The sequence below is a fragment of the Rhodococcus sp. p52 genome (assembly GCF_000763325.2).
In the GTDB taxonomy this organism is placed as follows: Bacteria; Actinomycetota; Actinomycetes; order Mycobacteriales; family Mycobacteriaceae; genus Rhodococcus; species Rhodococcus pyridinivorans.
This window is the reverse complement of record NZ_CP016819.1, coordinates 4314270-4334278: the sequence shown is the minus strand read 5'-3', so window position 1 is coordinate 4334278 and position 20009 is coordinate 4314270. Positions and strand designations below refer to the sequence as shown.

General features: G+C 69.1%; 20 protein-coding genes and 1 riboswitch. Of the genes, 14 read left to right on the top strand and 6 right to left on the bottom strand.

What is annotated here, in order from left to right:
* Positions 1-54: 54 nt before the first annotated feature.
* The 4 genes from qcrB to ctaE all read right to left on the bottom strand — a co-directional run bounded on the left by qcrB (position 55) and on the right by ctaE (position 4388).
* Positions 55-1716, bottom strand: a complete 1662-nt coding sequence (gene qcrB, locus IM25_RS19990; protein WP_024101297.1) for a cytochrome bc1 complex cytochrome b subunit — start codon at positions 1714-1716, stop codon at positions 55-57.
* The gene (gene qcrA / locus IM25_RS19985; protein WP_065996291.1) at positions 1713-2840 is read right to left on the bottom strand and encodes a cytochrome bc1 complex Rieske iron-sulfur subunit; all 1128 of its coding nucleotides are present in this window, start codon (positions 2838-2840) and stop codon (positions 1713-1715) included. Before qcrA ends, qcrB begins: the two co-directional genes overlap by 4 nt.
* A complete protein-coding gene (gene qcrC / locus IM25_RS19980) occupies positions 2837-3673 on the bottom strand; it encodes a cytochrome bc1 complex diheme cytochrome c subunit (protein ID WP_183079267.1) in 837 nt (278 codons plus the stop codon). The genes qcrA and qcrC overlap by 4 nt, the downstream gene beginning before the upstream one ends.
* Before the next feature lie 100 nt (positions 3674-3773).
* Positions 3774-4388: an aa3-type cytochrome oxidase subunit III gene (gene ctaE / locus IM25_RS19975; protein ID WP_006550008.1), complete on the bottom strand. Its 615-nt coding sequence runs from the start codon at positions 4386-4388 to the stop codon at positions 3774-3776.
* A gap of 174 nt (positions 4389-4562) precedes the next feature.
* Here ctaE and IM25_RS19970 point away from each other — a divergent pair, with 174 nt between their 5' ends.
* Both IM25_RS19970 and trpD read left to right on the top strand, forming a co-directional pair.
* Positions 4563-5018: a hypothetical protein gene (locus tag IM25_RS19970; protein ID WP_006550007.1), complete on the top strand. Its 456-nt coding sequence runs from the start codon at positions 4563-4565 to the stop codon at positions 5016-5018.
* 63 nt (positions 5019-5081) lie between these two features.
* Positions 5082-6161, top strand: a complete 1080-nt coding sequence (gene trpD / locus IM25_RS19965) for an anthranilate phosphoribosyltransferase (RefSeq protein ID WP_019289774.1) — start codon at positions 5082-5084, stop codon at positions 6159-6161.
* A gap of 83 nt (positions 6162-6244) precedes the next feature.
* On the opposite strand, the gene IM25_RS19960 is transcribed toward trpD, so the two are convergent.
* Both IM25_RS19960 and IM25_RS19955 read right to left on the bottom strand, forming a co-directional pair.
* Positions 6245-6520, bottom strand: coding sequence for an Lrp/AsnC family transcriptional regulator (locus tag IM25_RS19960; RefSeq protein WP_006550005.1), 276 nt, complete (start codon positions 6518-6520; stop codon positions 6245-6247).
* A 32-nt stretch (positions 6521-6552) separates the two neighbouring features.
* Positions 6553-8301, bottom strand: a complete 1749-nt coding sequence (locus IM25_RS19955; protein ID WP_033097588.1) for a DEDD exonuclease domain-containing protein — start codon at positions 8299-8301, stop codon at positions 6553-6555.
* Positions 8302-8750: 449 nt separating this feature from the next.
* Positions 8751-8915: riboswitch (cyclic di-AMP (ydaO/yuaA leader) on the top strand.
* A 15-nt stretch (positions 8916-8930) separates the two neighbouring features.
* Between IM25_RS19955 and IM25_RS19950 the strand changes: the two genes are divergently transcribed.
* The 12 genes from IM25_RS19950 to IM25_RS19895 all read left to right on the top strand — a co-directional run bounded on the left by IM25_RS19950 (position 8931) and on the right by IM25_RS19895 (position 19999).
* Entirely contained in the window at positions 8931-9512 is a 582-nt protein-coding gene (locus IM25_RS19950) for a C40 family peptidase (RefSeq protein WP_024101293.1), read from the top strand.
* Positions 9513-9784: 272 nt separating this feature from the next.
* On the top strand, positions 9785-10828 hold the full coding sequence (locus IM25_RS19945; RefSeq protein WP_006554173.1) for a C40 family peptidase: 1044 nt from the start codon (positions 9785-9787) through the stop codon (positions 10826-10828).
* Between the two features lie 76 nt (positions 10829-10904).
* Positions 10905-12245 carry a membrane protein gene (locus tag IM25_RS19940; protein WP_033097589.1) on the top strand — a complete coding sequence of 447 codons (1341 nt, stop codon included), beginning with the start codon at positions 10905-10907 and terminating at the stop codon, positions 12243-12245.
* Positions 12246-12334: 89 nt separating this feature from the next.
* Positions 12335-13504 carry a glycosyltransferase family 4 protein gene (locus tag IM25_RS19935; protein ID WP_006554171.1) on the top strand — a complete coding sequence of 390 codons (1170 nt, stop codon included), beginning with the start codon at positions 12335-12337 and terminating at the stop codon, positions 13502-13504.
* Positions 13505-13543: 39 nt separating this feature from the next.
* A complete protein-coding gene (locus IM25_RS19930; RefSeq protein WP_024101289.1) occupies positions 13544-13933 on the top strand; it encodes a hypothetical protein in 390 nt (129 codons plus the stop codon).
* Between the two features lie 113 nt (positions 13934-14046).
* The gene (locus tag IM25_RS19925; RefSeq protein WP_006554169.1) at positions 14047-14484 is read left to right on the top strand and encodes an SRPBCC family protein; all 438 of its coding nucleotides are present in this window, start codon (positions 14047-14049) and stop codon (positions 14482-14484) included.
* Positions 14485-14507: 23 nt separating this feature from the next.
* Positions 14508-15716, top strand: a complete 1209-nt coding sequence (locus IM25_RS19920) for an ArsA family ATPase (protein ID WP_065996290.1) — start codon at positions 14508-14510, stop codon at positions 15714-15716.
* The gene (locus tag IM25_RS19915) at positions 15704-16126 is read left to right on the top strand and encodes a hypothetical protein (RefSeq protein ID WP_033097590.1); all 423 of its coding nucleotides are present in this window, start codon (positions 15704-15706) and stop codon (positions 16124-16126) included. The genes IM25_RS19920 and IM25_RS19915 overlap by 13 nt, the downstream gene beginning before the upstream one ends.
* A complete protein-coding gene (locus tag IM25_RS19910) occupies positions 16123-17100 on the top strand; it encodes an ROK family glucokinase (RefSeq protein ID WP_006554166.1) in 978 nt (325 codons plus the stop codon). The genes IM25_RS19915 and IM25_RS19910 overlap by 4 nt, the downstream gene beginning before the upstream one ends.
* Positions 17101-17277: 177 nt before the next feature.
* Positions 17278-18063, top strand: a complete 786-nt coding sequence (locus tag IM25_RS19905; RefSeq protein ID WP_065996555.1) for a lysophospholipid acyltransferase family protein — start codon at positions 17278-17280, stop codon at positions 18061-18063.
* A gap of 4 nt (positions 18064-18067) precedes the next feature.
* Positions 18068-18559, top strand: a complete 492-nt coding sequence (locus tag IM25_RS19900) for a polyadenylate-specific 3'-exoribonuclease AS (RefSeq protein ID WP_006554164.1) — start codon at positions 18068-18070, stop codon at positions 18557-18559.
* Between the two features lie 54 nt (positions 18560-18613).
* Positions 18614-19999, top strand: coding sequence for a class II 3-deoxy-7-phosphoheptulonate synthase (locus IM25_RS19895; protein ID WP_006554163.1), 1386 nt, complete (start codon positions 18614-18616; stop codon positions 19997-19999).
* Positions 20000-20009: the final 10 nt, after the last annotated feature.

Sequence of the window (20009 nt, the reverse complement as noted above, 5' to 3'; positions counted from 1 at the left end):
ACGGGGCCCCGGACCGTGATGGTCCGGGGCCCCGTTACGAGCCGCTGATGCGGATCAGTGCTGCGACTTGTCGGGCAGCTGGGCTGCGCCGTCTCCGTTGCCGTGGACGCGCTCCTGGTACTCGCGGAGCGTGTTCCGCAGCTCGAGCTCGGCCTCGTGGTGGGCGGCCTCGAGAGCGGCGGCCTCGTCGGCCGGGTCCGGGCTCCACCAGCTGCCGGAGCCGGGCTTGCCGGCGGTGCCGAGCTTGTTCATCCGCTTCGGAACCGGGGCGGCCTGGTACTCCAGCGGAATCGGGTGGCCGTGCTCGTCCACCGGGCCGAGCGGCTGGTGGATCTCGATGTACTCGCCGGTCGGCAGGCGACGGACGATGCCCGTCTCGATGCCGTGCTCGAGCACCTGACGGTCGCTGCGCTGCAGACCCAGGCAGAACCGGTACGCGATGTAGTAGGCGAGCGGCGGGAGCAGGACGAGACCGATGCGGCCCATCCAGGTCGTCGCGTTGATCGAGATGTCGAACTTGTACGCGATGATGTCGTTGACACACATGATCGTGGCGACGGCGTAGAACGCCAGGGCCATGAACCCGATGCCGGTGCGGACCGGCACGTCGCGCGGACGCTGCAGCAGGTTGTGGTGTGCGTCGTCCTTCGTGAACTTCTTCTCGATCCACGGGTAGACCGTGAGCACGACGAACACCAGGCCCATGATCAGCGCGATCCAGAACGGCTGCGGGATCGTGTACCGGCCGAACAGGTACAGCTCCCAGGCGGGCCAGATACGGGCCATGCCGTCCGTCCACATCATGTAGATGTCGGGCTGCGAGCCGGCGGACACCTGCGACGGGTTGTACGGGCCGATGTTCCAGACCGGGTTGATCTGCAGCAGGCCGGACATCAGGGCGAGCACCGCGAAGGTCATCGCGAAGAAAGCACCCGACTTGACGGCGAAGACCGGGAGGATACGAACGCCGACGACGTTCTGCTCCGTGCGGCCGGGGCCGGGGAACTGCGTGTGCTTCTGGTACCAGACCAGCGCGAGGTGCGCGGCGATCAGGGCCAGGATGATGCCCGGGACGAGCAGCACGTGCAGGACGTAGAAGCGCGGGATGATCAGCTCACCCGGGAAGTCGCCACCGAAGATCGCCCAGTGCATCCACGAACCGATGATCGGGATCGAGAGCGTGATGCCCGAGAACGCGGCGCGGAGGCCGGTGCCCGAGAGCAGGTCGTCGGGGAGGGAGTAACCGAAGAAGCCTTCGAACATCGCCAGGATGAGCAGCAGCGAGCCGATCACCCAGTTGGCCTCACGCGGACGCCGGAACGCACCGGTGAAGAACACGCGCAGCAGGTGGACGACGATCGACGCTGCGAACATCAGTGCTGCCCAGTGGTGGATCTGTCGCACGAACAGACCACCGCGGACCTCGAAGGAGAGGTTCAGGGTCGTCTCGTAGGCGCGGGACATACCCACACCGCGCAGCGGCGTGTAGACGCCCTCGTAGATGACGTGCGCCATCGAGGGGTCGAAGAACAGGGTGAGGAAGATACCCGAGATCAACAGGATGACGAAGCTGTAGAGCGCGATCTCACCCAGGAGGAAGGACCAGTGGGTGGGGAACACCTTGTTGATCTGGCGGCGGATGCCCGCGGACAGGTGGTAGCGAGAATCGAGATTCTCGCCGATCTGTGCGGCGCGGGACGGGGTTGCAGTACTCACGGGCGACGCTCCCAGAATGCCGGGCCGAGTGCCTCGATGAAGTCACCGTTGGCGACCAGGAAGCCCTCTTCGTTCACTGTAATCGGAAGCTGCGGCAGTGCGCGAGCAGCGGGACCGAAAATCGGCTTGCCGTACTCCAGCGCATCGAACTGCGACTGGTGGCACGGGCACAGGATGCGGTGCGTCTGCTGCTCGTAGAGCGAGGTCGGGCAGCCGAGGTGCGTGCAGATCTTCGAGTACGCGAAGTAGTCGCCGTAGTTGAAGCTCTCCTGGCCCTTGCGCTTGACGACACGCTCGGTGTCCTCGGTGCGCAGGCGGATGAGCATGACGGCGTTGCGGATGCCGCGCAGGCTCTGCAGCAGAGCGTGGTCGTCACCGCGATCGGACTCGCGGAACGGGAACACCGTCTCCATACCGCCGGCGTCGAGGTCCTCCGGGCGCACCAGGACGATGTCCTGGGGGCGGCCGGTGTCGCGACGCAGGTAGATGGTCTCGCCGGGGTAGCGCGGAGTCCAGCCCGACACCCACAGCGACGACTGGTCACCCTCGGCCCACGGATTCTTGATCAGGCCGCCGAGCGGCATGATCAGACCGAGGCCGAGCGCGCCACCACCGAAGATCGCGGTGCGCTTGATCAGCTTACGGCGCGGCAGGGTGGACGTCTCGAGCGAGTCGGAGAGCTCGGCGACGATCGTCTTGCGATCGACCTCGGGCGAGCCGCCGTCGTGCCGATCCTGGATCGACACCTCCTCGGGGATGAACTTCTTGGTGAACTGCACCGCGCCCACGCCGATGCCGAGGATGGACAGACCCAGGGTCAGTCCGAGCATCGGGGTGTAGAGGCTGTCCCAGCCGTAGTTCTCGTCGCCGATGCCCTGGTACTCCCATGGCCAGAACAGGTAGATCGCGATGAACGCGACACCCGCGATGCCCGCGAGGGCGAACCAGAAAGCGACGTTGCGCTCGGCCCGCTTCTCGGCACGCGTGCCTTCGACGGGCCAGCGATCCTTGCGGAACGCGACGTCGACGCCGTCGAGGTTCGTGCCGAGCGTGACGAGATCGTCCCGGCTCATCCGGTCGAGATCTTCGACCGTGTGCTTGTTCGGCGTTTCGCCGCCACTCATGACCTTGCTCCGATCCACAGTGCAGCGCCGACGACGGCGACCATGCCGACGACCCACATGGTCGGCCCTTCGGCACCGGGGCCGAAGCCGCCGAGCCCGTAGCCACCCGGGTCTCTCGTCTCACTGGCGGACTTGATGTACGCGATGATGTCCTTCTTCTCCTCGACCGTCAGCTGACGATCGGAGAACTTCGGCATGTTCTGGGGGCCGGTGAGCATCGCGGTGTAGATCTGCTGCTCGTTGGCCGGATCCAGGTTCGGTGCGAACTTGCCGGACGAGAGCGCGCCGCCGCGTCCGGTGAAGTTGTGGCAGGACGCGCAGTTCTGGCGGAAGAGCTCCGAACCGCGTCCGATGTCGTTGCCGCGCAGTGACGACTGGGCGATCTCGCCGTTCTCGTCGCGGATGACCGTCGGGCCTCCACCGTTGGCCTGGATGTACGCGCCGAGCGCGTCGGTCTGCGCAGCGTCGAACTTCGGGTCCTTGCGGAGGGCCTGGGCCTCGTTGCGCATCATCGGCATGCGGCCCGAGGAGACCTGGAAGTAGACGGCGGCCTCGCCGACACCGATGAGGCTGGGACCGCGGTCCTGGACGCCCTGAAGATTGACACCGTGGCAGGTCACGCAGGAGGTCTCGTAGAGCTGCTGACCCTCGCGGATCAGAGCGCTCTGGTCGTCCTGCGCTGTAGCCACCTGCGGGGCAGGTGTCAGTGCGGAGGCGATGAAGCCTGCGCTGAGGAGACCGAGCGCAAGGACCAACGCTCCGGTGACGCGCCGGCGCATCTTGCGCTGGCGGCGGGACTTCGCAGCATCGGCTGCAGAGGATCGACCGGGCATGTCACCCTCGGAGGCGAGAGGTGGGGATGAACTCATCTGTATCCCTTTTTTTATGTCGGGACGGACTGGACGTCAGGGGGCTGCCTGGGCGTTCAGCTGGCTAACGGATGAAATAAATCGTGGCAAACAGCGCGATCCAAACGATGTCGACGAAGTGCCAGTAATACGAAACGACGATGGCCGCAGTGGCCTGCGCAGGCGTGAACTTGCTGACCTTCGTGCGGAACAGCAGGAACACGAATGCGATGAGGCCGCCGATGACGTGCAGGCCGTGGAAACCGGTGGTCATGTAGAACACCGAGCCGTACACGCTGCCGGGGATGGTCGTGCCGTCCTTCACCAGGGTGATGTACTCGTAGCCCTGACCGAGCACGAAGAAGGTGCCCATGCCGAGGGTGATGATGTACCACCGTCGCAGGCCGAAGACGTCGCCGCGCTCGGCGGCGAAGACGCCCAGCTGGCAGGTGAAGGAAGAAGCGATCAGCACCATGGTGATCGGTACCGCCAACCACAGGTTCAAGTGGGTGGGCGGGGGCGGCCACATGCCCTCCGGGGCCTGTGCCCGTGCCACGAAGTACATGGCGAAGAGCCCTGCGAAAAACATGAGCTCACTGGACAACCACACGATGGTGCCGACGCTGACCAGGTTGGGCCGGTTCAACGAGTGCACGCGCTGTGTGATTGCAGATCCTGAAGTCCCTACTGCGCTCGTCACGCTGGCTAGTATGACCCGTCGTAGTACGTCTTGGGCAATCGGGGCCGAAATCGGCGCGTCCGTGCAGGTCCCGGACCTGTATTTCTCCAGGTGGGCACTCGGTGGCGGGTGCTCGGTGGGGTGTCACACGGGACATTTCGGAGGGTCGCGGAGGTCACGTGCGATCGTGGTGACATGAGTACCGGAAAGGGTGTTCGGGGGTGGCTGCGGTCCCTGATCGGTCGGCGCAGCGAACCGCTCGACGCGAACCGGCCCGACCTGGTCGTGGTCGTCTCGTCCTTCGACGACGCGGAGGCGTGTTCGACGGCGCTCGAGCGTGCCGCCGAGGCGACACCTGTGTGGCAGGCCGAGGACGAGGCGGTTCTGCGGCACCACCTCGCCCTGCCCGCCGACAGGGTGGACCGGGCGGCGGAACTGGCCGGGCAGGACGGCTACGTCGTGGCCGGGACCGGCGACGGGAACGTCCCAGCCGCGGCCGTCGCGGGCGCCTCGGTGATCCTGCAGCGCGTGCAGGTCCTCGATGCACTGCACTGTGCGCAGGAGAAGTCGCGCATGGCCTCGCTTGCCCAGCGGCTCGGTGGAACGGCCCTGGGATGGGACGCTCTGCAACCGCAGGATTCCGCTGGCTAAGCTGACCGGTCGGAGGGCACGCCGGTGCCCGGTGAGGAGCGAGATGCGGCGAGGGCAGGTGCGATGAACGCGACGCGAGACGCGGACGAGGTGACGCAGAACTGGCCCTCCGTCCTGGGAGTGCTCACGGCCGGGCAGAACCTGTCCGCCGCGGAGGCGCGATGGGCGATGAGCGAGATCTTCTCCGACAACGCCACTCCCGCTCAGATCGCGGCCTTCGGTGTCGCTCTGAAGATGAAGGGCGAGACACCCGAGGAGGTGCGGGCACTCGCCGACACGATGCTCGACTACGCCCGGTTGGTCCCGGTCGACGGTGACGTGGTCGACGTCGTGGGCACCGGTGGCGACCGGGCGAACACCGTCAACATCTCCACGATGGCCTCGCTGGTCGTCGCCGCAGCGGGTATTCGCGTGGTCAAACACGGCAACCGCGCCGCCTCGTCCAAGAGCGGCGGCGCCGACGTGCTCGAAGCGCTCGGAGTGCACATCGATCTCGGACCCGACGAGGTGGCCCGCTCGGTCGCCGAGGCCGGGATCGGATTCTGCTTCGCGCCGGTCTACCACCCGGCGCTGCGTTTCGCGGCCGCACCGCGCAAGCAGATCGGCATCCCGACGGTCTTCAACGTCCTCGGCCCGCTCACCAATCCGGCCCGCCCGAGCGCCGGCCTGATCGGGTGCGCCTTCGAACCGCTCGTCCCGACCGTCGCCGGTGTGCTCGCGCAGCGCGGCAATTCGGCGCTCGTCGTCCGAGGCGACGACGGTCTCGACGAACTGACCACCTCCACGACCTCGCGCGTGCACGTCGTCCACGGCGGCGAGGTCCGGGTCGTGACGCTCGATCCGCGCGATCTCGGTATCGAACGGGTTCCGCTCGAGGCACTCCGCGGAGGCGACGCCACGGAGAACGCGGCGATCGCGCGGGCGATGCTGGCGGGGGAGACAGGGCCGGTGCGCGATGCCGTGCTCCTCAACGCCGCCGGGGCAATCGCGGCTTTCCGGGGCGTCGACGGCGTTCTCGAGGATGCCCTCACGGCCGGGCTCGAGACGGCGGCAGAGGCGATCGACAGCGGCCGGGCCACGGCCGTCCTGGAGCAGTGGGCCGAGGTCACCACGCGGCTGGGTGCCGGTTCCGGACACAAATGACCGGAGAAGAATAAGGACACACGAACGACGGGCCCGCACTGCATCGGTGCGGGCCCGGCGGTCGTCGGTGGTGCTGCGGGGTGTCAGTTCCCGATCGAGAAACCGGCCTCGACGTCGGCGCTCGAGTACGACTGGAATGCGATGTGGGTGACGGTCTTCGTCACGCCGTCGATCTTGTTGATGCCCCGGGTGACGACCTCCGCGATCTTCTCGTGGTCGCGGACCCGGACCACGGCCACGAGGTCGACGTCGCCCGCGCAGGAGTACACCGTGTCGACACCGTCGAGGTCGGCCACCGCTTGCGCGGTCTCGGGGATACGGTTCGCCTCGGCATCGATCAGGACGATCGCGTTGATCATGGGGTCTCCTTCAACCTTCCTCGGGGATTGCATCAGCCTAAGCGGTGCGGGTCGTCGGCGGAGAGGAGCCTGCGGACCGCGCGGGCGTCGCGGGCGAGCTCGGCCCACGTGCTCCACCGGCCCGCACCCCGTGTCGGTTCGCACCAGCCCTCGCTCGCCCGGACGATGCGGATGCCCTCGCCGTCGAGCCAACGTGCGACCAGACCGATCTCCTCCGGGGACGCGCCCCGGAGCGGGCCGGGTGACGGCCGCACCGTCTCGGCCGCGGCGACGATCGCCTCGACGACGGGCATCGGGCGCACACCGCGCGGTGCCACTCCGGCGGACGCGAGACGACCGGCGCGCACGACGGCGAACTCCCACCCGCCCTCGGCCCGCGGTCGCGCGGCGACGAGTTCGTCGACGGCCGCCAGCGCCGCGAGGCGTTGCGTGCGCCGCAGCGCGACGAGGGCGGCGGCGAGGCGGTCGCGGAGGCGGGCGGCGTTCTCGAACAGCTGGTCGCGCACGAGGGCGTCGAGTCGCTGCTGCGCCGATTCGACGGCGTCGTCGGCGGTTCCGCGGACGACCGCGCGCGCACGCTCGACCTGGGCTGCGTAGGCGGAGGCGTCCTGGACCCCGAAGGCGGCTGCGGCGCAGCCCCCGACCGCGACGGGCGGGCAGCGGTCGCCGTGGCGGGCCGTACGGCCGATCCTGCGCGTGCACGTGCGCAGACCGCACATCTCCGCGAGCAGTGCCGCGACATCCGCGGCGTCGGCGCGCACCGAGAACGGGCCGACCGAGTCGGGTCCGGGGGTGCGGCTCACGGCGAGGCGCGGGAACGCCTCGTCGGTGAGGATGATCCACCAACCGCGCATCGGATATTTCGACCGGCGGTTGTAGGGAGGGGTGTGGGCCGCGATCAACCGGAGTTCGCGGACGCCGGCCTCGAGCCCGTGGGCGCATTCGACGTGATCGATGCGTGTGGTGAGCGCGACCATCTCGCGCAACCGCGGTCGCGTCTCGGAGCCCGTGAAATAGGTACGGACACGCCGGTGCAGGTCGACCGCCGTGCCGACGTACAGCACCTCGTCCGACGGGCCGCGGAACATGTAGACACCCGGTTTGCGCGGCAGATGCGCGGCGAGTGCGCGTTTGGCCCTCTGCTCGGCGGTGACCACCGGCATATAGTCGCGCAGTTCGGTGAGGCTGTGGACGCCCTGGTTGCCGACCCGTTCGATGAGGGCGTGCAGGACGTCCACGGTGGCGCGTGCGTCGTCCAGGGCGCGGTGGGTGGGCACGGTGGAGACCCGGAACAGTTCGGCCAGCGCGGACAGCTTCACCGACGGCGCTTCGTCGCGTCCGAGGACGCGGCGGGCCAGCTTGACGGTGCACAGCACCTGGAAGCGGGGCCACGCGAGTTCGCACTGCGCCGTGGCCGCCTCGAGGAAGCCGACGTCGAATCCGGCGTTGTGTGCGACGAGCACCGCTCCGGACGCGAATTCCAGGAAGGCGGGCAGCACCTCCTCGACCTTGGGCGCCGCATAGACCATCGCGGTGGTGATGCCGGTGAGCTGCACGATGTACGGGGGGATGGGTCGCCCCGGATCGACGAGGGTCGCGAACTCGCCGAGCACCTCGCCCCCGCGGATCTTCACCGCGCCGATCTCTGTGATGGCGTCCTCGGCTGCCTTCCCGCCGGTCGTCTCGAGGTCGACGACGACGAAGGTGGTCTCGCGCAGCGGAGTGTCGAGCTCGTCGAAACCGAGTTGCACGCCGAGGGCGGATGGTTGCGGCGAGGTCATGCGGCAGAGCCTAGGAAGCGTCACCGACACGCCGTCGAGCGGGCTTCGGAGCGGGGTTCGGAGCACGGGGAGACGAGGATCACACTGCGTTCTTTTCGGCTCGATGAAGGGTAAACGGAGGCCGGAGAACAGACCGATCGGCCTCCGGGAACGACAATCCGGCGAATCGGGCGCATCGCCTCGTCGACGGTCGATGAGTCAGCGTGCCCTGACCTGGTTCTTCCGGAAGGAACTCGGGTGAAACGGGCGCCGGGCCTCTCCCGAGCGGAGGTGCGCCGGACAGTGGCCGTTACCGCGCCGTTATCGGACCGTTGCCCCGCGACGGCATTCCTCCAGGGGTGGGCCGAGAAGGTCGGGTCGCCCGGCAAGGCGGTCGACTTCACCGATGCCGTTTCGTAATCTTTTCGAGACCGAGCGGAGAGTTTCCGCCCCACCCCCGGGTCGGAGCCGCACGGTTACCGCCTAATCGCTTCTCCCGTCTGCGGGAGCGGTGAGCCGGGGACCCACACGTAGTACTCGGGGTGAATCCCCTCCGCTGCTCGCGGGGAGGGGTAGGGCTGATCTTCCGGCCCGAACCCGTCAGCTAACTCGGTCGGCGGGTGAACGGAAGAAACGGAGAACGTCCCCTCGTGGTTTCGAACAACAGCACGCGCACCGTCCGGCGCGCACTCGTCGCCGGTGCCATTGCTCTCGGAGCAGTCACCGTCTCGGCCGGCCCGGCGATGGCCGAGCCGATCAACATTCCCGGTGTCGGAACGTTCGACCTCCCGGCCGGTGTGACCGTGCCGCCGGAGATCGCCAACATCGTTCCGCCGGCCCCCGAGGCCGCCCCCGCGCCTCAGTCCGGTTCCTTCACCGCCCCCTTCAGCTCTGTCGGCCAGCGCGCTGCCGACGCCGCGCAGTCGAAGATCGGTGCCCCCTACGTCTACGGCGCTGCCGGCCCGAGCTCCTTCGACTGCTCGGGTCTCGTGCAGTGGGCCTACAAGCAGGCCGGTCTGAGCGTCCCGCGCACCAGCTACGAGCAGGCCTCCGCCGGTGCCCCGGTGGACGTCGCGGCTCTGCAGCCCGGGGACGTCGTGTCGTTCTACGGCGGCAGCCACACCGGCATCTACATCGGCGGCGGCAACATCGTGCACGCCTCCACCTCGAGCCAGCCGGTCAAGATCGCACCGCTGAACTCGATGCCCGTCGACGGCGCCCGTCGCTTCTGATCGGTCGGCGCCCGTCGCTTCCGATCGGCTGAGCACCCCGCTCCAGCGCCGACGCACTGCCCGAGGAGGGTGGGTCCGGTACGTACCGGACCCACCCTCCTCGTGTGTCTGCACGTCCTTTCCGATGCAGGAACTGCTTGCACAAACGACCGCTGCGTGGGAGGGCTACTCGCAGGTAGACACAAACCTATGCAATTCCGTAACCTGATCGAGACCTTTGGGAAAGGATGCGAGCCCACGTGGTTTCCGACAGGACGAAGCACCTCGTACGAGTGCAGGACAGGCGACGGACCGGCCGTCCGGCGCTCGTCGTAGCCCTCGTGATGATGGTCCTCGGTTTCACCCTGGCGCCGGCGACGGCGCAACCCGCAGGGGAGAGCCCGGCAGCACGCCTCGAGCACCTCGCGGATCTGTCGCGTCGCAGCGAACAGGCCACCGAGGCGTTGCACGCCGCCGGGGCGGATCTCGAAGCGAAGGTCGCTGCGCAGCACGAGGCCGAGGTGCGTGCCGGCCAGGCCGACGACGCGCTCGGCGCCGCTCGCGCCGAGATCGCCCGCTTCAAGCCCACCGTCGACAAGCTCGCGCGGGCCAACTACCGCGGTGCGCGCACCAACCGGCTGTTCGCCGTCATGGTGAGCGACTCGCCCCAGCAGATGCTCGACCAGATGGTCCTGCTCGACGTCCTGGGCGAGCAGACCTCGCGTGAGGTCGAGGGCTTCCGGGCGGCCACCGCCGCTGCGGCCGAGGCGGCCGTCGCCGCGCAGCATGCCGCCGACGAGGCGCGTGCCGCCGCCGAGCAGGCCCAGACCCTCCGCGACGAACTCCAGCGGCGACAGGCCGAACTCGAGGAGCAGATCGAAGGGGTCCTGAACGCCTTCGAGGCGCTGAGCGACGCGGAGAAGGCCGAACTCGCCGGCACTCCCTTCCCTCCGGGCCTCGACGCCGAGAAGATCCTGCAGCACCTCGTCCCCGGCAGCAACGGCGCCGCGCTCCGCGCCGCCCTGTCGCGGATCGGCTCGCCGTACGTGTGGGGCGCGACCGGCCCCGACCAGTTCGACTGCTCGGGACTCATGGTGTGGGCGTACAACCAGGTCGGCAAATCACTGCCCCGGTCGAGTCAGGCCCAGGCGCAAGGCGGCATCCCCGTCTCCCGCGACAATCTGCAGCCCGGCGACCTCGTGATCTTCTACGACGACGCCTCCCACGTCGGCATGTACGTCGGCGATGGCAACATGGTGCACGCGTCGACCTTCGGTGTGCCGGTGAAGGTGCAGTCGATCGATCGCTTCCCGTTCCACAGCGCCCGGCGGTACTGACCGGGTAGAGGCGGGATCGCAGCCGGTGGGCGAGGGCGTACGGGACCACCCTCGGACACCGACCTAGACTGACGCGGTGCCCGCGCGATCGCCCTTCACCGCCGGTACCCGCAAGTGGGAACGTCTCGGCCTGGCCGGGCTCGTGGTCGCGCTGGTCACGGCAGGACTGCTGCTGGCCGTCGACCCGGTGGACACCGACGACGCCGACAGCCGGGTACGGGCCGAACTGCAGGTCGTGCTCGACGACTGGGCGCACGCCGTCCGGACCGGCGACGACGGGTCCCTCGCGGAGTTGATCGACGACGCGTCTCCGGAACTCCTCGACGCCGAACGGGAGCGGATCGCGGCGATCTCCGCCGTTCCCCTCGCCGATCTCGGCTACGAACTCGCCTCCGAACCCGCGCTGCTCCTGCCGCCCGAGACGATCGCCCGGTTCGCGGCCGACGAGGTACGGGCGCACCGAGTCCACCTGCGGTACGCCGTGGACGGAATCGACGACATACCCACCCGGCGACCGGTGACCGTGCTGTTCGTCCACCGGCCGCAGGGCTGGCGGATCGCCGACGACGCACCCGATCTCGCCGGGGCGCAGACCGTCACCTGGCGAGGGCCCTGGGACCACGGCAGCCTCCACCTCGCGACCGCGCAGACCGAGGGTGGTCGCTCGCTCGTGATCGGACACCCGGACAACGCCGCCTTCGTCGACGACCTGGCAGGCGAACTGCCGTCGGTGGTCGAGGCTGTCGACGACCTTTGGGGCGATTCCTGGCCGCGACGCGCACTGGTGGTCGTGACGTCCTCACACGAGGAGTTCTCGCACCTCGTCGGGCCACGACACGACGGCGACGACATCGCGGCCGTCGCGGTCTCCGACGATGTCGACCACGAGCGCGGGATCGCCACCGGGCAGCGCATCGTCTTCAACCCGGCCGCGAGCGACCGGCTGGACGACACCTCCCGCCGGATCGTGCTCGCGCACGAGACGGTGCACGTCGCCGCACGCGCCGGCACCGTGGACGGCTCCCCGATGTGGGTCCTCGAGGGCTTCGCCGACTACGTCGGCCACCGCACGGCCGCGGAGGGCCTCGCCACCGGGCCGGTCGACGTGCAGCGGATCGCGCCGACGCTGACCCGGCAGGTACGGGCGTCGGGTGCACCGACGTCGCTGCCCGCCGACGGCGACTTCATCGGCGACCGGTCGACGCTCGCCTACGAGAGCTCCTGGTCGATCGCCGCGTACACCGCGGACCAGTTCGGACACGACACGCTCGTCTCCCTCTACCGCGCCCTCGCCGCGGGTCCCGTCACCGACGAACACCTCGACGACGTGCTCACAGACCTGCTCGGCGTCGACACCGCCGGCTTCGTGGGCGGTTGGGGTCGCTGGCTCGGAGAGCGCATCCGCGACATCCGCTGACCGGGACGGTCCGGGCCGGGCCCATCGGCACCGTCCGGAGCTCGGGACCCGTCGGCGCCTTCCCGTCGCGCTGCTTCTACGGTGGTCCCATGTCGCGGACCCTGCTGGTGACGAACGATTTCCCGCCCCGACCGGGGGGCATCCAGTCCTATCTGCACGCCTTCGCGAACCAGCTGCCGTCCGACGACCTGGTCGTCTACGCGCCGCGGTGGCGCGGCGACAGCCATGTGAAGTTCGACGCACGAGTCCCCTTCGAGGTCGTCCGTCATCCCACGACACTGATGCTGCCGACACCCGACGTCGCGCGACGGGCCACGCGGCTGCTCACCGAACACGACTGCGACACCGTCTGGTTCGGAGCGGCTGCACCGTTGGCGCTGCTGGCGCCCGTGCTGCGCCGCGCCGGCGCTCATCGCATCGTCGCCAGCACCCACGGCCACGAGGTGGGATGGTCGATGCTTCCCGCCGCCCGGCAGGCGCTGCGGCGGATCGGCGAGCACACCGACACCGTCACCTACGTCAGTCGTTACACGAGGGGGCGGTTCGCCTCGGCATTCGGCCCCGAAGCGGGTCTCGAACACCTGCCGTCCGGGGTGGACACCGACGTCTTCCGGCCGGATCCGGCGGCCCGCGCCGAACTGCGGGCACGTTATGGTCTCGGCGACCGGCCCACCGTGCTGTGTCTGTCGCGCCTGGTGCCGCGCAAGGGACAGGACGTGCTCATCCGCGCGCTGCCCGCGATCCGGAAGCGGATCGACGGTGCCGTCCTCGTCATCGTCGGCGGCGGACCGTACGAGTCGCGCCTGCGGGAGCTCGCGCGCCGCACGGATGTCGAGGAGCACGTCGTATTCACCGGCACCGTGCCGTCGGCCGAGCTCGCCGCGCACCACACCATCGCTGACGTGTTCGCGATGCCGTGCCGGACCCGCGGCGGCGGTCTCGACGTCGAGGGCCTGGGCATCGTGTACCTCGAGGCGTCCGCGACCGGGGTGCCCGTCGTGGCAGGCCGGTCGGGTGGTGCCCCGGAAACGGTGCGCGACGGTCGCACCGGCTACGTCGTCGACGGCACCTCCGTCACAGCCGTCGCGACCGCGGTGTCCGGTGTCCTCGCCGATCCCGATCGTGCCGCCGCGATGGGCGCGGCCGGTCGAGAGTGGGTCTCCAGCGATTGGAGATGGGACGTCCTGGGCGCAAGATTGCGCGGTTATCTCGACGCCTCGGCGCCCCCGAACGAGACGGTGACGCCGTCGGCGGGGTGACCGGACGGGCCGCCGACGCGATATGTGAAGCTGTTCTGCGTGAGCAGCATTCAGGTGGCGGACCAGACCTTCGTAGCGGCGCCTCCGGAGCGTATCGCCGAGGAGGTCGCGGCCCTCGATCGGTGGCGTGCATGGTGGCCCGATCTCGTACTGACCGTGCGGGAGGACCGAGCCGAGAAGGGCATCCGGTGGACGGTGTCGGGTCCGCTCGACGGAACGATGGAGGTGTGGATCGAGCCGGTTCTCGACGGCGCGGTGATCCACTACTTCCTGCACTGCGAGCCGGCCGGTGTCGCGCCCGAGCGGGTGGCGGGTCTCGACCTCGCGGGAATGAACCGTACGCGCCGGGTCCAAGGGAAGGTGATGACCTTCGAGGTCAAGCAGCGTCTCGAGGCCGGTCGTCCGGCAGGTGAACCGCCGCGACACTGAAGCCACCGAAGGAGCGTCGTCCCGATACCGTTGTTCCCACGGTGTGTGATAGACCCTCGGGGCGGGACTGATCGGTGCACACCCGAGGGACCGAGAAAGGGAGCCGTCACCACATGGCCGAGAAGACGAAGAGGTCGATCACCATCGACGCGCCGGCCGAGCGTGTCATGGAGGTCATCGCAGATTTCGATGCCTATCCGACGTGGGTGTCGGCGGCGAAGACCGTGGAGGTCGTGGAACATCGTCCCGACGGCCGCGCCGAACGCGTGCGCTTCGTCCTCGACGCCGGCATCGTCAAGGACACCTACGTCCTGCGGTACAAGTGGGCGTCCGACAACCGTGCCGTGAGCTGGGAGCTCGAGAGCGGTGAGATCCAGAAGGCCCAGTCCGGTTCGTACGTGCTGACCGAGGCCCCCGGCGGCACCACGGTCGTCGACTACCAGCTCACCGTGGATCTCACGATCCCGATGATCGGTCTGTTCAAGCGCAAGGCGGAGAAGGTCATCACCGACACCGCGCTGAAGGAACTCAAGAAGCAGGTGGAGGGCTGAACGTCCGGCACGCCCCGGCCCGCGTGCGATGGTTCCTCGGAAAGGGCGGCGCCGGGAAGACGACCCTTGCCGCGGCCGAGGCGCTTGCGACCGCCCGTGCGGGAGAACCCGTGCTCGTCGTGTCCATCGACCGGGCGCACTCCCTCGGCGACGTGCTCGACCTGCCTCCGGCCACGAACCGGGACGCCGGCGCGACGGACATCCGCACCGTCGAGGACAACCTCGGCATGGTCGAGATCGACTCGCTGCAGTTGCTCCGCACGCGCTACGCGGTCCTCGCCTCGATGGCGGCGCTCGCCGGGACGCACGAGCACGCAGACCAGTTCGACCTGCCCGAGCCCGACGAACTGACCGGGCTTCCCGGCGTCGAGGAACTGCTCGTGCTCGCCGAGGTCGCGCGACTCGCGGACAGCGGACGGTGGGCTCTCGTCGTCGTCGACGCCCCGGCCTCCGCCGACGCCCTGCGCACCCTCACCGCGCCGCGCACGGTCTCCGATTCGCTGGAACGGATCTGGCCTCAGCACAGCCGGGTCGCGGCGGCCACCGGTCCGGACCCCCGCACGGGTGTCTTCGTCGCGCTGTTCGATCGGTTGCTGTCGGGGATCACCGCGGTACGCGACCTGCTCGACGATCGCGGACGCAGCGCCGCGGTGATCGTGGCGACGCCCGACCGCGCCGGTCGTGCCGAGCTCGCACGGGTGCGATCGTGGCTCGCCCTGTCCGGCATTCGCGTCGACGCGGTCGTCGTCAACGGCGTCGTCCCCGCGGTGGGCGGTTCGGGTGCGGCTGCACGGCTGCTGGCCGATCAACGGGCCGCGCACGAGGCGATCGTCGCCGAGATCGGGGCGGCCGTCACCGACGTTCCCGTGATCGTGTGCGAGCGCCGTGCTGCGGAGCCGGTAGGGTTGGCAGCTCTGGAGGAGCTCGCCACGGCGCTCCGCCGCGATGCACTCGTTCCCTCGTCGGAGACCGACGAGCCGGTCCGGGTGCAGCAAGAATCGGGAACGGGGGTGGAGTCGGTGTACGCGATGCGCATGTCCCTGCCGCTCGCCGATCCCGCGTCCCTGACACTCGGACGGATCGGCGACGACCTCGTCGTCGGCGCCGACGGCATGCGACGCCGGGTGCGACTCGCCTCGGGGCTGCGGCGGTGCACCGTCTCCGATGCCGAGTTCGACGGAACCGATCTGGTGGTGCGATTCGTACCGGATCCGGCGGTGTGGCCGCTGTGAGGGACGACCACGAAGCCCTGATCTCCGAGTTGTTGTTGCTCGCCGACGCCGTGCTCGACCGCGTCGAGGGCACGGTGCAGCAGTTCGTCGCCGCGACCGGCGACGCGTCGGCTCATACCGCCCCCGATACCGCGACCGGTTCGACGGCGCCGGGTGACGCCGAGGCCGCGACCACCCCGAACGGGTGCGCGTGGTGCCCGCTCTGTGCCGCCGCAGCCCTGGTTCGCGGCGAGAACCACGAACTGGTCAGCAGGCTGGCGTCGAAACTGGCGGCATTGATCGCGTTGCTGCGGAAGTTCCTCGCGCAGTTCCTGCCCTCGACCGGTGGCGTCCCGCCCGAGCCGACCCCCGATCCGCCGACACGGGATCGTCCGGCCTTCGAGCCGATCTCCGTCAACCTCCGCACGTGAACACGCACGACCCCGGGCTCACGGTCGGGATCGACATCGGGGGCACGAGCATCCGCGCGGCAGCCGTCGACCGTAACGGCGACGTCGTCGACAGTGTGCGCACGCAGACGCCGTCCTCCGCGGTCGCCCTCGAGAACGCGCTGCACCGGCTCGTCGAGCATCTGCGTGAGCGCAACGACATCGGCGCGGTCGGGCTGGGGGTCGCGGGTTTCCTCACCGAGGACCGCACCACCGTGCGGTTCGCACCGCATCTGCCCTGGCGCGATACGCCGCTCGCCGAGACGCTCACCGAACGCTTCGGGTTGCCGGTCGTTCTCGAACACGACGCCAATGCCGCGGCCTGGGCCGAGTACCGCTTCGGCGCCGCCGCGGGCAGCACGATCGCGGTGATGGTCGCGCTCGGAACGGGCATCGGCGCGGCCCTGCTGCTCGACGGCAGGATCTATCGCGGTGCCTACGGTGTGGCGCCCGAACTCGGTCACCTGCAGGTCGTGCCCGACGGGCGGCCCTGCCCGTGCGGCAAGCAGGGATGTTGGGAGAGGTATTGCAGCGGAACGGGTCTCGTGGACACGACCGTCGAGATGCTCGCGGCCGAACCCGGGCGGTCCGTTCTCGCGGGCGAGATCGCCTCGGATCCCGGATCGCTCACCGGCCGGCGGGTCGCCGGTGCGGCCCACGACGGCGACCCCGTCGCTCTCGCGGCCTTCGACGATTTCGCCCGCAGGCTCGCGCTCGGACTGGCGCTCGTCGCCGACGTCTACGACCCCGAGCTCGTCGTCATCGGGGGAGGGGTCTCCGGTTCCGCGCCGTTGTTCCTCGACGCCGCGCGCGAGCACTACGCGGCCGTGACCACCGGCGCCGGCCATCGTCCTCTCGCGCGCGTCCGGGTCGCGCAGCTCGGCGACGCCGCCGGGCTCATCGGTGCCGCCGATCTCGCCCGATCCGCGATCGAAACCTCACGACCGCCGCTGTAGTCGAATTCCACTGGAGGTGAGATTCGCCGGAGGTGAGATTATCGTCACGTCGACGTTGAAAGGGTGGGGTCGAGCACTGGGGCGATGTGCGAGGGGCAGTCGCGTCGTCGTAGAGTCGACCGGCGGGCGGTGCTGCACCGATCCGTGTGGGGGATGATCGGATTCGGGAAGGATGCCATGTGGTACTGGCTGTTCAAGTACGCCCTCCTGGGGCCGCTGCTGTGGCTCATAGGACGTCCGAAGTTCGAAGGCGGCGAGAACATTCCGGCGCACGGACCGGCGATCCTGGCCAGTAACCACCGGGCCGTCCTCGACTCGTTCTACCTTCCCCTCCTCGTACGTCGGCGCATCACCTTCCTCGCGAAGAGTGAGTACTTCACCGGCACCGGACTCAAGGGCGCCTTCCAGCGCTGGTTCTTCTCGTCCGTCGGGCAGGTCCCCATCGACCGCACCGGCGCCGACGCCGCGCAGGATGCGCTCAACGCCGGGGTCCGGGTGCTCGGCCAGGGCAAGCTGCTCGGCATCTATCCCGAGGGCACCCGCTCACCCGACGGACGCCTCTACAAGGGCAAGACCGGCCTCGCGCGACTGGCGCTGGAGACCGGCGTCCCCGTGATCCCCGTCGCCATGATCGGCACCGACCGGATGAACCCCATCGGGTCGAAGATGTGGCGACCGGCGAAGATCACCGTCCGGATCGGTGAGCCCATCGACTTCTCCCGGTTCGAGGGCATGGGCGGAAACAGGTTCGTGGAGCGCACCGTCACCGACGAGGTCATGTACTCGCTCATGCAGCTGTCGGGCCAGGAGTACGTCGACATCTACGCCGCCTCCCTCAAGAACAAGGGCTCGGCGGACGAGTCGGGGGTCGGGGACACGGGCGCGTCGACGAACGGCAGTGCCGCGCCCCCGCCGCAGGACGGTCCCGTCGCGGACCGCGTTCCCGACACGCGTGCCGGGTGAGCAGGTGCGCTACTTCTACGACTGCGAGTTCATCGAGGACGGACGCACGATCGAACTCGTCTCGATCGGTGTCGCCTGCGAGGACGGCCGCGAGTTCTACGCGGTGTCGACCGAGTTCGACCCGACCCGGGCCGGAGCCTGGGTGCGCCGCAACGTCCTCCCGAAGCTCCCGCCCCCGGCGCACCCCGCCTGGAAGTCGCGATCGAGGATCCGCGACGACTTACTGAAGTTCCTCGTGCCACGACCGGGCATCCGGCCCGAACTGTGGGCGTGGATCGGAGCCTACGACCACGTCGTGCTCGTCCAGCTGTGGGGCACCATGCCCGAACTCCCGGACGTCCTGCCCCGCTTCACCCGCGAGCTCCGGCAGTATTGGGAGGACTCGGGCTCACCGCCCCTGCCCCCGGCGCCGGACGACAACCACGACGCCCTCGCCGACGCCCGCCACAACCTCGCAAAGTTCGAAGCGATCGAGGTTGCTCGCCGGTCGCGGTGACGCGGGTAACGGGGTGCTGCGCCGCTTCCGGCCGTCACGCCATATCCTGGACGGGTGAACTGGACTGTCGACGTGCCGATCGACCGCTTGCCCGAACTTCCCCCGTTGCCAGAGGAGCTGCGTGCCAACCTCGACGCGGCGCTTGCAAAGCCGGCGCTGCAGCAGCCCAGCTGGCCCGAGGAACAGGCCGCGGCGATGCGCACCGTGCTCGAGAGCGTGCCTCCCATCACCGTGCCCCGCGAGGTCGAGGAGCTGCAGAACCAGCTCGCCGCCGTCGCTCGGGGTGAGGCCTTCCTCCTCCAGGGTGGCGACTGCGCCGAGACGTTCGCGGACAACACCGAGCCGCACATCAAGGGCAACATCCGCACGCTGCTGCAGATGGCGGTGGTGCTGACCTACGGTGCGTCGACGCCGGTCGTGAAGGTCGCGCGGATCGCCGGCCAGTACGCCAAGCCGCGTTCGTCCGACACCGACGCGCTCGGTCTGCCGTCCTACCGCGGCGACATGGTCAACTCGCTGGTCGCCGATGCCGAGGTGCGCAGGCACGATCCGTCGCGCCTCGTGCGCGCCTACGCGAACGCGAGCGCCGCGATGAACCTCGTGCGTGCCGTCACCGCCGCCGGTGAGGCCGACCTGCACCGCGTGCACGACTGGAACCGGGCCTTCGTCTCGGCCTCGCCCGCCGGTGCCCGCTACGAGGCGCTCGCCTCCGAGATCGATCGTGGTCTGCGATTCATGGACGCTTGCGGTGTCATCGACCCGAATCTGCGCGCGGCGACGATCTATGCCAGCCACGAGGCTCTCGTCCTCGACTACGAGCGCGCGATGCTGCGCCTCGACAACTCGGGCGACAAGCCGCGCCTGTACGACCTGTCGGCCCACTTCCTGTGGATCGGTGATCGCACCCGCCAGCTCGACGGCGCGCACATCGCGTTCGCGGAACTGCTGTCGAACCCGATCGGTCTGAAGATCGGTCCGTCGACCACCCCGGAGATGGCCGTCGAGTACGTCGAGCGCCTGGATCCGCACAACACGCCGGGCCGACTGACCCTGATCTCCCGGATGGGTCACTCGAAGGTCCGCGATCTGCTGCCCGGCATCATCGAGCGCGTCGAGGCCTCCGGTCACAAGGTGATCTGGCAGTGCGACCCGATGCACGGCAACACCCACGAGGCGTCCACCGGCTACAAGACCCGTCACTTCGACCGCATCGTCGACGAGGTGCAGGGCTTCTTCGAGGTGCATCGCGCGCTGGGCACGCATCCGGGTGGCATCCACGTCGAGCTCACCGGTGAGGACGTCACCGAGTGCCTCGGCGGTGCCCAGGACATCTCCGATCTCGACCTGCACGGTCGCTACGAGACGGCGTGCGATCCGCGGCTGAACACGCAGCAGTCGATCGAACTCGCGTTCCTGGTCGCGGAGATGCTCCGCGGTTGATCGCAGCGGA